Source organism: Sphingomonas sp. CFBP 13733 (assembly GCF_014841795.1).
GTDB classification, from domain to species: domain Bacteria; phylum Pseudomonadota; class Alphaproteobacteria; order Sphingomonadales; family Sphingomonadaceae; genus Sphingomonas; species Sphingomonas aerolata.
The window spans coordinates 65,604-79,304 of record NZ_JACYUP010000002.1 but is presented as its reverse complement, the minus strand read 5'-3'; the positions used below and the strand labels follow the sequence as shown (position 1 = coordinate 79,304).

Sequence of the window (13,701 nt, the reverse complement as noted above, 5' to 3'; positions counted from 1 at the left end):
GTTCCGAAGAACCGCCCCAATCCAGACCGAGATGGCCTGACCCTAGAAATGCAGGTTCGCACCGATCGCAAAGCGGCGGCCCAGTGCGTCATACGTCGACGGATAGGTGTTGCCGCTGTTGAAGCTCGTCGAACCCACCGTCGACCCGACGAGCGGCGGCTGCTTGTCAAACAGATTCTGTACTGTGACGGTCAGGTCGAAATTCTCGGCAATGCCGATCCGGGTCGACAGGTCGATATAGTCGTAGGATGGGATCCGCGTGAAATCCGCAGACTGGCCGGCGAGAGCGCCACCGGTGAGCGTACCACTGAACGCCGCCCCGTTGCCGTTGACGACATCGTCCGGCTCCTGCTGGACGTTATCGATGTGACGCCACAGTACCGAAACGTCGATGTTGTCGACGAAGGTGAACGTCGCACGAGTGTTCCAGGTGAATTCGGGCTGGATCGAGCCCGAGCCCCCAGCCGCAGCGCTGGCCGCGCCGCCGCAGTTGACCGAATAATAGCCGATGCACTCACGATTGATGAGGCCCGGTGCAGCCTGGAAGGTCGCAGAGTTCGACCAGTTGCCCTGGAAAGACAGGCCCAATTTGACACCCTGAGTCAGCGGCGTGCGATAGTTGATCGCGAGATCGATACCATCGGTCTTGACGGTGCCGAGGTTCGAGATTGCAGCCAGCAGACCTCGCGTGGTTGCCGGATCGCCGTCGAGGCCGCCCGTGACCGGGTTTCGCGAGATCGCGAGGCAGGCCGGGCTGGTGGCGCTCGCCGCGGTGATGGTGTCGAAGCAGTTGGAGATGATATCGCCCGGCGCGAACTGCGAAATCGCGCCCTTGATCTTGATGTTGTAGTAATCGACGTTGATCGAAAGGCCGGGAATGATCTGCTGCGGCTGGATGACGAGGCCTAGCGTGTAGCTGTCCGACTTTTCCGGACGCAGGTCGAGGTTACCGCCGGACGTGATGTTCGCCTGACCCGCAGTCGGAACCGCAATGAGACCGATGGTCGAGGCCGGTGCGCCCTGCGCAAGGCAGACGGCGCGCAGATTGGCATCGTTGACCGGCGCTGCACCGGCGCAACGATCGGTCGCCAGGTTGGTCAGACCCGTATTCACCGGCGAGAACAGCTCGCTGATCGTCGGTGCGCGGACTGCACGCTGATAGCTGCCGCGAACCTTCAGGCCCGTGACAGGCTCCCAGCTGCCGCCGCCCTTGTAGGTGGTCGTGTTATACGAGGGCGAGTTGGCCGCGAAGACCTTGTAGTGCGAGTAGCGGATGCCCGCTTCGAGCGTCAGGCTCTGGAAGAACGGACGATCCTGGACGAGCGGTGCGATGAGCTCGCCAAAGCCTTCGCTGACTTCATAGCCACCGTCGATGTTCGGCGCGGCGCCACCGGCGCCACCGAGTTCGCCAGCGGTCTGTGCCAGCGTATCCGAACGCTGCGACGCACGGTACTTGCGATACTCCGCACCGGCCGCGAAACCGATCGAGTCGCTTGCGAACGGCGAGGCAAAGCCGAAATCACCGTTGAGAACCGCGCGGGCCTGCGCCAGCGAGGTACGAACGGTCGTCGTGCTCTCACCCGTGATATACGAGGTCATATCCGGGGTGATCGAACCGTCGGCACCAAAGACGTTGAGCGGAACGCAGCCGGTTCCCGCGTCGATCGCTGCACCGCCGGGCGCACCGCCAAGGCAGCTCGTGGTATTGGTTGCATAGACCGCGGACCGTACGCGCGACGTCAGGACATAGCCCTGCAGCGTCTGCGTATTCTCCGATTCACCGTAACCGCCCGAGACGTCGAGCTTGATACCCTCGGTCAGCCCGACCTTAACGCCGGCACGATAGTCGAAGATCGTCGTCTGGAAGTTCGAGATACGCGGCCCGACCTCGGTCGTCCGGCGCGACAGGTTTGTCGTGATCGTGCGGAAGTTCGGGTTTGCGGTCGTCACGCCGCCCACGGTCACGGTCGGGCTGGTCGCGGTTGCGGCGAGGTCGCACTGCGCCTGGGTGATGCTGGCGGCGGCGCAGAACTGGTTCCGCGCACCGGCCGGCAGATAGGGGTTCGACAACGGAACAACGATCGACGAGTTGAACACACCCGACGGCGCGATGATCGTGTCGACGGTGTTCTTCGAGAACAGGCCGCGCGTATAGATTTCGACGCTGTCCGACACTTCGTAATGGCCGGCGCCATACATGTTGAACCGCTCGAACGGCGTCTGGAAGATGTTGTACGGGTTGAAGTTGAACGGAATGACCGCCGTCGTCAGCGAACCCGTGGCCGGGTTGATCTGGCGACGACCGCCAAGCGTGAAGACCGATGGGACCGTCGTGCCCGAGCCGCTGCTCGCGCCCGAGAACGAGTCGTAATTCTGCACCGAATAGTCGCGCTCGCCCTGATAGACGGGATCCGACTGCTGGTAGCCGACCGAGAAGACCGCGTTACCGCGGCCATCGTCGAAATTGGCGCCGATCGTGATGTCGCCGCGGAAATACGCGCCATCGCCACGCTCGGTGATCTGGTTCGAGACCGAAGCGTCGATGCCCGAGAAGTCCGACCGCGTGATGAAGTTGACGACGCCCGACACGGCGTCCGCGCCGTAGGTGGTGGCGGCGCCGCCGGTCAGCGTGTCGACCCGCTCGACCAGTGCGAGCGGGATGTTGTTGAGATCGACGCGACCGAGCAGACCCGATGGTGCGATGCGGTTGCCGTCGAGCAGGACGACGTTGCGGAACGAGCCGAGGCCGCGAAGATCGACATAGGACGCGCCGCCATTGCCGTTGTTGACGGCCGAACCGATGCTCGGCGTCGCACCTGGCAGCGAGCGCAGAATGTCTTCGGCGGTGTTCGACTGGCGAAGCTTGATTTCCTCCTGGCCGATGACGGTCACTGGCGACGAGGCGATCAGTGCGGGGTTCTTGATCAGCGAGCCGGTGACGACGATGTCACCCTGGCTGTTCTCCGTGCTCGGCGCGGCTTCCGACGTCGTCATGCCGACTTCGCCCTGGGCGTTGGCGCCCGGCGTGGTCGACTGAGTCGCGGTCGCGCCGCCGGCGCGGATCCCTGAATTGTCCCTCTGGACCTGTGCGAGGGCTGGCGTGGCGAACGTCGTCGCCCCCATCAGCAACGTGGTCGCAAGCAAATGGGCGCGAGCAGCAGATGTCATAAATACCCCTTTGTCGCCGGTGATTGCACCGTGCATTTTTCTCCGGTTTTTCCGGTTCTGGTCACGATCTATCCAGCCACGCCATTGCGCTGCAACAATTATCGTCGATTCGGACCTTTTCTCATTTCGTTTGCGACATCACCGTGACATAACCGCAACATAGTGTCGTATGGCGAAATCCGAGGCCGGGTTCTGCCAAGCCAAAGCTCATAAGGCGATCATATGCGAATGTTGTCGGCCATCTCTGTTGCCCTGTCAGCGCTGCTCGTCGGCGCGCTGCCGATCGCCCCGGCTGTTGCCGCGCAGGCCAGAGAAGACTCTTCGAAGACATTGGATGCGCTGGCCGCGTGCCGGGACATATCGGCCGATGCAGCCCGGCTTGCCTGCTTCGACACGACCGCCGGGCAGATTGCGCGCGCGCGCCAGGCAGGCGACCTGCTTGCGCTCGACCGCGGCAAGGTTATCGAGCGCAAACGCCAGCAATTCGGCCTCGCCGATGCCGGTCAGAGCCCGCTCGGCGGCGGTGAGGCGGATCGCGTCACACGCGTTACGGAGGTGCAGACCACGATCACCACGGCAAAGCCGGCGAGCTATGCGCGGTTCGCGCTGCAACTGGCGAACGGCATGGTCTGGGAAACGATCGAACCGCTCTCGCTGCAACCCCGGCCCGGTACCGCGATCACCATCCGGCAGGCCGGGTTTGGCGGGTTCAAGGCGTCGATCACCGGAGAGCGCGCGATCCTCGTCAAACGCCGCCGCTGAGCCCGGTCGCTATCTTCGGCACCTCTTAAAAAGGTGGCGTCCTGCGGTCGTGGACGGGCTTCAGATCAAGGCCGACACGCTCGGCGCGTCCGCGGGATATCGATCAGCGTCACCGCCGGGGTGGTGTCACGGGTGAGCGGTCGGGCGGTCACCGCCGGATCGTCAAGTATCGGCGGATGAAAGGGTCCCCATTCGACCACCGCGGCGCAACCCCGGTCGCGAATCACCGCAAGCGCGGCGGCGGGCGACAAATGCGTGCCCGAATACAGCCCGTCGGCCCAGCGTTCACGATAGGCCGACTGAACGACGATCGGTCTCGGGCCCTTGAGCTCCGCGTTTGAGCGATAGCGATCAAGCGCCAGCGCGACCGCATCGTCGCCGACGATGACGAGCGCGGGTTTATGGCTCCCGATCAGGGCGACTGCCTGGTGCCAGTGCTCGCGCTCACGGCTGGGCAGCCAGCTCGCCAGGCCGATGGCGCTCAGGCCGAGCAGGATGGCGCCGCTTGCACGGGCGACGGGGGCCGACCTTATCCGGGTCACACCGAGCGCGACGAGCACCAGCTCGGGTCCGCTCGCCCAACTCAGCGTGCGTGGCAGGAATATCGGCACCCGCTGGCTGATCGCGAACAGCAGTAGCGGCGCACCGATCGTCAGGACGGCGAGCAGCCGCACTTCCGGTCGCGCCGCGCGTACCGCACACGCTGCAAGCCCGGCGAACAGGCCCGCCAGCAGCAGCATACCCACAACCCCCGTCTCATGGGGAAAGAGCGGCAGATAGACCTGTGCGGTCATCGCGACCGCGTCGCGCCAGGACGGTGTGGCGATCCACGCGATATTGGTCACGGGCATCGTCATCTGGCGGACGCTGATCATCGCCCACCACCCCCAGCCGGCCAGCACCGCGACGTTCGTCGCCAGCCACCGCGCCTGTGCCCGTCGGTCACTCCGCAGCAACCAGAGCATTGCCACCCCCGCCAACCCGGCAAACAGCGCGACCGTCGTATGCGTATACAGGCCGATGAGCGTCGCAATGCCGTAGAGGACTAGGCCACCCAGCGTCCGGCGACGCAGATAGAGCACCATCCCGGTGCAGGCGAGCAGCACCGCCAGCTGCGCGAGCGCATAGCCGCGCAGCTGTTGGCTCAGATCCGTGCCCAGCGCGGAGAGCGACAGCAGCGCGGCGGCGAGCAGCCCGGCCTTCGCATCCCCGACCGCTCGCCCTAGCCCATAGGCCGCGCCGATCCCCACCATGCCGATACCGATCGGCAGGAGCCGCACCGCGACATCATCCTGGCCGACCAGCGCGATCCAGCCCGACAGCAGCGTGTAGAACAGCGGCGGGTTCGTCTCGCGCAGCATCCAGCTGCTCCACAGCCGCGCCACGGGCTCGCGCGCGAATTCGAGCGACGCCAACTCGTCATACCACAACGAATACTGTGCCGTGTGGATGCGGAATGCCGCAACGGCGACGAGCATCAGCGCCAGCATCAGCGGCGCGCGCAGGCGTCCCGCCGCCGCCGGGGAACCACCATGCTGATCGACCCGCTTCACCCGCATTGCCTTTCCCGATCACGCGCGCCCGCACAAGGGGCGGCCTCACCGCATCGATGATCGTCAGACGAGTTGGAACTCCCCGGATACACCCTCCGCCTGTGCGGACGGCGCGATCCACAGGCAGAAGCGGCCCGGCTCGACCGTCGGCACGAGATCCTGGCCGATGAAGAGCAGGTCGTCGCGACGCAGCGTGAACGACACGACCTGCCGCTCGCCCGGTTTTAGCGCGACACGGCGAAACGCTTTGAGTTCGCGCACTGGGCGCGTCACGCTGGCCGCGAGATCGCGGATATAGAGCTGCACGACCTCTTCGGCGGCGCGCGTGCCGCTATTGCCGATCGTCGCGCGCACCGTCAGCGCGCCATCGGTCGACAGCTGCGCAGCGCCGAGATCGATCGACTCATAGTCGATCGCGCCATAGGTCAGGCCATGACCGAACGGGAACAGCGCGGCATTGGCGAATTCGCGGTAGCGCGCCTTGTATTCGAGCAGCGGGCCCGGCGGGTTGGGCCGCCCGGTGTTCTTGTGATCATAATGATAGGGCTCCTGCCCCGTGGCATGCGGGAAGGAAACGGGCAGCCGCGCCGACGGCCCAGTCTTGCCGAACACGATGTCGGCGATCGCCGGCCCGTCCTGCGACCCCAGAAACCAGGTGACGAGGATCGCCGGCGCCTTGAGCACCGCGTCGCTGAGCACCAGTGCACGGCCGGTACGCAGCAGCACGACGATCGGCGTGCCGGTCGCTGCCACCGCCTCGGCCAGTGCCATCTGCGCGGCGGGGATCACGATCGACGCCCGCGACTGCGCCTCGCCCGACATGCGCTGGCTCTCGCCGACCGCCAGCAGGACGACATCGGCAGCGCGTGCGGCGGCCACGGCTGCGGCAATCCCGCCGGGGAGCGGATCGTCGATCCCCGACCCTGGCGTCACGCTGACCTGCGCCGGATCGGCCACTGCGGCCCGGATACCGGTCGCCAGATCGACCGCTTCGGCGTCGGTGCCGTATACGTTCCACGGACCGATCAGGTCGTGCTGCCCGGCCGCGAACGGGCCGATCAGCGCGATCCGCCGTCCCTGTCGCGGCAGCGGCAGCAATGCGCCCTCATTCTTCAGCAGGACGATCGACCGCGCCCCCGCATCGCGGGCCAGCGCCAGCGTCTCGCGCGTCCGGATCCGCGTCTTCTCGCGACGCGGGTCGATCCGCCGGAACGGATCGTCGAACAGTCCGAGCGCGACCTTGAGCGCGAGGACGCGGCGGACCGCCTGGTCGAGCCGCGCCATCGGCACCTCGCCCGCCGCGACGAGCGCCGGCAGATGCGCCAAATAGAACCCGCTTTGCATGCTCATGTCGACGCCGGCCATGAAAGCGAGCTTGGTCGCTTCGCGCGCATCCGCTGCAAAACCGTGCGCGATCAATTCTTCGTCGCCGGTATAGTCTGACACGACCAGCCCGCCAAAGCCCCATTCGCGGCGCAGGATCTGCGTCAGCAGCCACGCATTCGCGGTCGCCGGGACGCCCGAAATCTCGTTGAACGCCGCCATCGTCGTCGCAGCGCCGGCGTCGAAGGCCGACTGGAACGGCGGAAAATACACCTCGCGGAGCGTACGCTCGGACACGTCCACCGTGTTGTATTCGAGCCCGGCTTCGCCCGCGCCATAGGCCGCGAAATGCTTGGCGCAGGCCGCGACCGCGTCGGACGCCGCCAGTCCCCGCTCGCCTTGGAACCCGCGGACCCGCGCGGCCGCCATCATCCGGCCGAGCAGGACATCCTCGCCCGCCCCCTCAACACCACGGCCCCAGCGCGCGTCGCGCGCGACATCGACCATCGGCGCGAACGTCCAGTCGATCCCCGATGCCGCCGCCTCGGCCCCCGCGGCCCGGGCGGTACGCCGCGCAAGTTCGGGGTCGAAGCTTGCCGCCTCTGCCAGCGGGACCGGAAACACCGTGCGCAGCCCATGGATCACGTCGGCGGCGAACAGCAGCGGGATCTCCAACCGCGACTGGCGCATCGCGGCGGTCTGCATCCGCTGCGCCATCACCGCACCATTGCCGTTGAACACCCCGCCCAGTCGCCCGGCGCGGACCTGCGCGAGCTGTTCGTCGAAACTCGACGACCCGCCCGCGGGATTGAGCGCGGTCGCCGCCCCCCCCGCCCAGGCCGCCGCCATCAGCGTCAACTGCCCGGCCTTCTCAACGACAGTCATGCGCGCGAGGATGGCTTCGACCGATGCAGGCAGGGCACGCGCCTGTGCCGTCTGCTGCAGCAGCGCGCGCGCCGGGCTTGCTGCCCAGGCGGTGACGGCGCCCGCCCCCATGATCATCGCCCGTCGTGAAATCGTCCGTTGTGCCATCGTCGCCGCCGTCATCCGCTAACCCTTTGTCCGTGCCTGTTTCGACCGCCCGGCTCCACCGGGCTGATGATCGTTGCAAGGTTCTTGATCCCCGTTTCTGGATCATGTAACCGGTTACATCAAGAACAACATTTCCAGCCGCGAACGACGGCCGACGCCAGAGGGGATCCTGACCAGCCATGTCGCACGCCACGATCCGTGATATTGCCCGCGAGGCCGCGGTGTCGGTGGCGACCGTGTCGCGCGCGATGAACGGGCTTGCCAGCGTCCGCCCCGAATTGCGCAAGCATATCGAGGAGGTCGCGACGCGGCTCGGCTATGTCCCGCATGCCGCGGCGCGACACCTGAGCTCGGCCCGTTCGGGCATGATCGGCGTGGTGATCCCCGATCTTCACGGCGAATTCTTCTCCGAACTGCTGCGCGGCATGGACCGCGAGGCGTCGGAGCGCGGGCTGTACCTGATGCTGATGCGGATGCACGGCGACGCGGCGCGCGGTGTGGCGGCGCTGAACGCGATGCGCGGTCGGGTCGACGGGCTGCTGGTCATGGCCCCTCAGGTCGCGGCGGACGAGCTGCTCGCGCACCTGCCGCGCGACATGCCCGCGGTGCTGCTGAACTGTGCGCCGGGGCAGCCCGGCCGCGCCGAACTGCGCATCGACAACGCCTCCGGCGCCGCCGCGATCGTCGAGCATCTGATCGCGACCGGCCGCCGCCGGCTGGTCCATATCACCGGCCCCGAGGGGAATATCGATGCGGAGGAACGGTGTCGCGGCGCGCGCGACGCCTGCGCGCGTGCGGGCGTCGCGCTGCGCATCCTGCAGGGGGACTTCAACGAACCCTCGGGCATCGCCGCCGCCGCGACCCTTCTCGACGAGGGGTGCGACGCGGATGCGATCTTCGCCGCGAACGACATGATGGCGATCGGCGCGATGATGACGCTGAAACGGGCCGGGATTGCCGTTCCGGAGCAGATTGCGATCGCCGGTTTCGACGACATCCCGCTCGCCCGGCTCATCACGCCGTCGCTGACCACCGCGAGCATCGACATCGCGGCCTTCGGTGCGCGCGGCGTCGCACGGCTGGCAGGCGCAATTGCCGGGCAGGACCATGGCCTGCCCGAGCAGCGCGTCCCGGTCGTCGTCATACGCGAATCGACCGGCCAGCCCGACGCGGCACGACCCAACGCATTTCTATCCACAATCCACAACGAGACACCCGATCAATCGGGAACAGGGGAACGACCATGACCAAGATGATGTTGCGTGCGGCAGCGCTTTCGCTGACGGCGCTGTCCGGCGGGGTGCTGTTCGCCCCAGCGCCGGCAGCCGCCCAGGTCGGCCAGGCGTCGTTACGCGGCACGATCACCGCGCCGGCGGACAATCCGGTCGTCGAGGTCACCGCGGTCGAGGTCGCGACCGGCCTGCGTCGCACGGTGCCCGCTGACGCCGCTGGCGGCTACAACTTCGCGTCGCTGCGCGCAGGCACCTATCGCCTCGAGATCAAGCAGCGCACCGGCACGCGCAATTCCGACAGCTTCACGCTGCGCGTCGGGCAGAGCGCCGGGCTCGACCTCGACCTGTCGAGCGCCGCGACGCCCCCCGCCGCTCAGCCGACAACGCCCGGTGCCGAACCCGATCCGACGGCGGACACCGGGGCAACCCCCGCCGGCGGCACGGGCGACGAGATCGTCGTCACCGGCAACCGGATCCGCTCGCTGTCGGGCGGCCAGGTCGGCAGCAACATCACGCAGCGCCTGATCGAGCAACTGCCGCAGAACAACCGCAACTTCCTTGCCTTCGCCGATCTCGCACCGGGCGTCCGCTTCATCGAGGACGCCAGCGGCGCGTCGCGCATTCAGGGCGGCGGCCAGGACAGCCGCACCGTCAATGTGTTCGTCGATGGCGTCAGCCAGAAGGATTACGTCCTCAAGAACGGCATCACCGGCCAGGATTCGTCGCCCGGCAACCCCTTCCCGCAGCTCGGCATCGGCGAATATCAGGTGCTGTCGTCCAACTACAAGGCGGAGTTCGACCAGGTCAGCTCGGTCGCGATCACCGCGGTGACCAAGTCGGGCACGAACGAATTCCACGGCGAGGGCTTCTTCGACTACACCAACCAGAAGCTGCGCGACCGTCGCCCGAGCGAGATTTTCCCGACCACGATTCCGAAGGTGGACACGAGCAACAAGCAGTTCGGCGCGGCCCTGGGCGGCCCGATCATTAAGGACAAGGCGCACTTCTTCTTCACCTATGAAGGCAAGCGCATCACCAGCCCGTACGACGTGCGACCCGAGAACGGCTATCCGGTCGCGTCGATCCCCGAACAATATCGGGACGATTTCGGTACCTTCGCGCAGCGGTTCAAGGAAGACCTGTACTTCGGCAAGATCGATATCGTGCCGACCGACAATGATCTGATCGAGCTGTCGGGCAAATATCGCAACGAATCCGGGCTGCAGAACGCGACGGGCATCAACGCCGCGAGCACGTCGACGCTGAACAAGGTCGTCGACAAGCGCGGCCTGCTGCGCTGGCAGCATACGGGCAATACGTGGATCAACGACGCGCGCGTCTCGTATGAGGATGTGGTCTTCTCGCCGACGCCCGCGACCGACGGCATCACGCAGTTCTTCCAGGCGACGCAGCGGATCGGCAGCGGCACGCAGCGCACCGATCTGCTTCGCGCCGGCGCCGGTGGCAACTTCCAGACCAAGGGGCAGAAGGGCTGGACCGTCCAGGACGATTTCACCTTCACCGGTCTTCAGGGGCACACGATCAAGGTCGGCGCCAAGGCGAAATGGGTGAAGCTCAACACGCGCGAGCAGAATCTGACCAACCCGCAATATACCTATGACGTCAACGCGATTCCCGGCGTCGCCTTCAACGACACGCTGCCCTACCAGCTCCAGTTCGGTGCCGCCGTCGCGGCGGGTAATCCCAACGTCCGGTCGAACAATTTCCAGATCGGTTTCTATGCGCAGGATGATTGGGACGTCACCGATCACCTGACGCTCAATCTTGGCCTGCGCTGGGATTATGAGCGGACGCCGGCCTATCTCGATTATGCCACCTCGGCAGAGAATGTCGCAGCAGTGTCACCCGCCAATTACGGCAACCTCATTGGCGCCGACTACGACATCAACGACTATATCTCGACGGGCAACAACCGGAAGGCGTTCAAGGGCGCTTGGCAGCCGCGTCTGGGATTCACCTATCGCTTCGACGAAGCCGGACGCTTCTCGATGTTCGGGGGCTATGGCCGCTCCTATGATCGCAACCAGTTCGACTTCCTGCAGCAGGAGGTCAGCCAGGGCGCCTATCAGGTCCGCACGTTCAACTTCATCGGCAATGATTCACTCAACCCCTGTGTACCCAGCCAGACCTGTATCGCATGGGATCCGGTCTATCTGACCGAGGCCGGACGTCAGCAGCTGGCAACCTCGGCGAGCGGCGGCGGCCGCGCGATCGTCATGATGAACAACGACCTGAAGCTGCCCTATTCGGACCAGTTCAGCCTTGGTCTGCGCGGCCGCTTCTCGCCGGTCGAACTCGAGCTGGGCTTCACGCATATCGAGAGCAATGACGGGTTTGCATTCCTGCTCGGCAACCGCCGCCCCGATGGAAGCTTCTTCTTCAACGATCCGGCCAACCCGACCGACGTGCCGCAGTCGCCGTTCTCCTTCTCGCCGAACGGCTTCGGGTCGATCATTCTCGGCACCAATGGCCTGAAGACCAATTCCGATGCGGTCTATTTCAAGCTGACCAAGACCTATTCAGCGGCCTCGCCGTGGAGCATCGACGCAACCTACACCTACACGCAGGCCGACGAGAACCGGCAGTTCGGCGAAACCTATTCGCTCGATTTCGCCCAGCTCTCCGATTATCCGACCTTGCGCTCGTCGGGCGTGCCGCGCCACCGGTTCGTCATTGCGGGCAGCGTCGATACGCCGATCGGGGTGACGATCTCGACCAAGTTCCAGATCGAATCGCCGATCTATCTCAAGGCGTTCATCGACAATTCGGATCCGTTCTCGCGGACGCTGGTCGGGCGCGAGGCCGATGGCCTTGGCGATCTCTGGGGTCGCCGACAGCTCGATTTCGCGTTCACGAAATATGTCCCGCTCGGCTTCATCTCCGATCAGACCAAGATCCGCATGCGGCTCGATATCCTGAACGTGATGAACGACCGCAATTACGTCGATTTCAACAACAGCCCGCTCGATCCGAATTACGGTCGGCGGTCGACCTACAGCACGGGCGGCAACGCACCGCGCACGGTCAAATTGTCGGCGGGTTTCTCCTTCTGACCTGCCCCGGGGGACGTGGCCCAGCCACGCCCCCGCTCCTTTTGAAGACCAGACCCGAAGGACATCATGATCGATCGCAGGCAGATGCTGGGCCACAGCACGCTCGGCCTGGCGGGACTCATGGCCGGTTGCGCCGCGCCGTTCCGCCCCAGTGCGCCCATCCCCAGCGCGGCCCTACCCCGCCCCGGGACCATCGCTACGCCGATGCCGAGCGCGTTGCTCGCGGACCTCCATCACCGCAGCTTCCGCTATTTCTGGGACACGACTGATCCCGTCACGGGGCTTGCACCCGATCGTTGGCCGACCCCGTCCTTCGCGTCGATCGCTGCGGTCGGCTTCGCGCTCACCGCCTATCCGATCGGGGTCGAGAATGGCTGGATCACGCGCGACCAGGCGCGCGCGCGGACCCTGGCCACGCTCGAATTCTTCGCAGCCGCCCCGCAGGGCGACAGCCGTAGCGACGACAGCGGCTTCAAGGGCCTGTTCTACCATTTCCTCGGCAGGACCAAGGGTCACCGCTTCGCGCGGGCTGAACTGTCGACGATCGACACGGCGCTGCTGATCGGCGGCGTGCTGTTCGCCCAGAGCTGGTTCGATACCGAGCATCCGGGCGACGTCCGGATCCGTGCGCTGGCGGACCAGCTCTATGCCGCGATCGACTGGACCTGGATCACCCCGCGTGCGCCGTTCATGGCGATGGGCTGGCATCCCGAAAGCGGCTTCATCCCGCATGACTGGAACATCTACAACGAAGGCCTGCTGCTCTATATCCTCGCGCTCGGCTCGCCGACGCACGCGCTACCGGCAGAGAGCTGGGATGCGTGGACGAGCCGGTTCGATGCGCAGTGGGGCGACCGCTGGGGCGGCGAGCCGCACGTCCAGTTTCCCGCACTGTTCATCCATCAGTACAGCCATTGCTGGATCGACTTCCGCGGCATTCGCGACCGCTACATGACGGCGAAGGGCATCGATTATTTCGAGAACAGCCGCCGCGCCGTCCGCGCCCAGCGCGCCTATGCGATCGCCAACCCCGAAGGCTGGGTAGGCTATGGCCCCGATGTCTGGGGGCTGACCGCATGCGACGGCCCCGGCGATTTCGCCATCGACATCGGTGGCCGCCGCCGCGAATTCTTCAGCTATGCGGCGCGCGGCGTCGGCGACCGGGACGACGGGACGCTGGCCCCGACCGCGGCAGCGGCATCGATCGCGTTCGAACCCGAATTGTCGCGCCGCGCGATCGAGACGATGCACGCCCGCTACGGCGCCCGCATCTACGGCAAATACGGCTTTCTCGATTCGTTCAACCCGACGCTGACGGCCACGTCGGTGCCGCTCAAGCATGGCAGCGTCGATCCCGCTTCAGGGTGGGTGGACGACGATTATCTGGGCATCGACCAGGGTGCGATCGTGGTCATGATGGAGAATTGGCGCACCGGCCTCGTCTGGACGACCATGCGCCGCAATCCGCATATCCGCCGCGGGTTGCAGCGCGCCGGGTTTACCGGAGGCTGGCTGACCTGATCGCCGCACCGGGCGATGACGCGATAACAGGTGCGC

Annotated in this window: 7 protein-coding genes; 4 read left to right on the top strand and 3 right to left on the bottom strand. The window is 65.9% G+C overall.

Annotated elements, in window-relative coordinates:
• Positions 1-42: 42 nt before the first annotated feature.
• A complete protein-coding gene (locus IFT71_RS04540; protein ID WP_192139374.1) occupies positions 43-3,168 on the bottom strand; it encodes a TonB-dependent receptor domain-containing protein in 3,126 nt (1,041 codons plus the stop codon).
• A gap of 222 nt (positions 3,169-3,390) precedes the next feature.
• On the opposite strand from IFT71_RS04540, the gene IFT71_RS04535 reads away from it, so the two are divergent.
• On the top strand, positions 3,391-3,930 hold the full coding sequence (locus tag IFT71_RS04535) for a hypothetical protein (RefSeq protein WP_192139372.1): 540 nt from the start codon (positions 3,391-3,393) through the stop codon (positions 3,928-3,930).
• 65 nt (positions 3,931-3,995) lie between these two features.
• On the opposite strand, the gene IFT71_RS04530 is transcribed toward IFT71_RS04535, so the two are convergent.
• Together IFT71_RS04530 and IFT71_RS04525 are read right to left on the bottom strand one after the other, a co-directional pair.
• Positions 3,996-5,483 carry a glycosyltransferase family 39 protein gene (locus IFT71_RS04530; protein WP_192139370.1) on the bottom strand — a complete coding sequence of 496 codons (1,488 nt, stop codon included), beginning with the start codon at positions 5,481-5,483 and terminating at the stop codon, positions 3,996-3,998.
• Positions 5,484-5,546: 63 nt separating this feature from the next.
• Positions 5,547-7,853 carry a glycoside hydrolase family 3 N-terminal domain-containing protein gene (locus IFT71_RS04525; RefSeq protein WP_446740748.1) on the bottom strand — a complete coding sequence of 769 codons (2,307 nt, stop codon included), beginning with the start codon at positions 7,851-7,853 and terminating at the stop codon, positions 5,547-5,549.
• A gap of 164 nt (positions 7,854-8,017) precedes the next feature.
• Here IFT71_RS04525 and IFT71_RS04520 point away from each other — a divergent pair, with 164 nt between their 5' ends.
• The 3 genes from IFT71_RS04520 to IFT71_RS04510 all read left to right on the top strand — a co-directional run bounded on the left by IFT71_RS04520 (position 8,018) and on the right by IFT71_RS04510 (position 13,665).
• Positions 8,018-9,085, top strand: coding sequence for a LacI family DNA-binding transcriptional regulator (locus IFT71_RS04520; RefSeq protein ID WP_192139368.1), 1,068 nt, complete (start codon positions 8,018-8,020; stop codon positions 9,083-9,085).
• Positions 9,082-12,144 carry a TonB-dependent receptor gene (locus IFT71_RS04515; protein WP_244654772.1) on the top strand — a complete coding sequence of 1,021 codons (3,063 nt, stop codon included), beginning with the start codon at positions 9,082-9,084 and terminating at the stop codon, positions 12,142-12,144. The genes IFT71_RS04520 and IFT71_RS04515 overlap by 4 nt, the downstream gene beginning before the upstream one ends.
• A 66-nt stretch (positions 12,145-12,210) precedes the next feature.
• Positions 12,211-13,665 (top strand): glucoamylase family protein, encoded by a 1,455-nt coding sequence (locus IFT71_RS04510; protein ID WP_192139366.1) that lies wholly within the window; start codon positions 12,211-12,213, stop codon positions 13,663-13,665.
• Positions 13,666-13,701: the final 36 nt, after the last annotated feature.

Coding starts and splice junctions, on each gene's coding strand:
- IFT71_RS04540 (WP_192139374.1), bottom strand. CDS start 3,168: ATGACATCTGCTGCTCGCGCCCATTTGCTTGCGACCACGTTGCTGATG.
- IFT71_RS04535 (WP_192139372.1), top strand. CDS start 3,391: ATGCGAATGTTGTCGGCCATCTCTGTTGCCCTGTCAGCGCTGCTCGTC.
- IFT71_RS04525 (WP_446740748.1), bottom strand. CDS start 7,853: ATGACGGCGGCGACGATGGCACAACGGACGATTTCACGACGGGCGATG.
- IFT71_RS04520 (WP_192139368.1), top strand. CDS start 8,018: ATGTCGCACGCCACGATCCGTGATATTGCCCGCGAGGCCGCGGTGTCG.
- IFT71_RS04515 (WP_244654772.1), top strand. CDS start 9,082: ATGACCAAGATGATGTTGCGTGCGGCAGCGCTTTCGCTGACGGCGCTG.
- IFT71_RS04510 (WP_192139366.1), top strand. CDS start 12,211: ATGATCGATCGCAGGCAGATGCTGGGCCACAGCACGCTCGGCCTGGCG.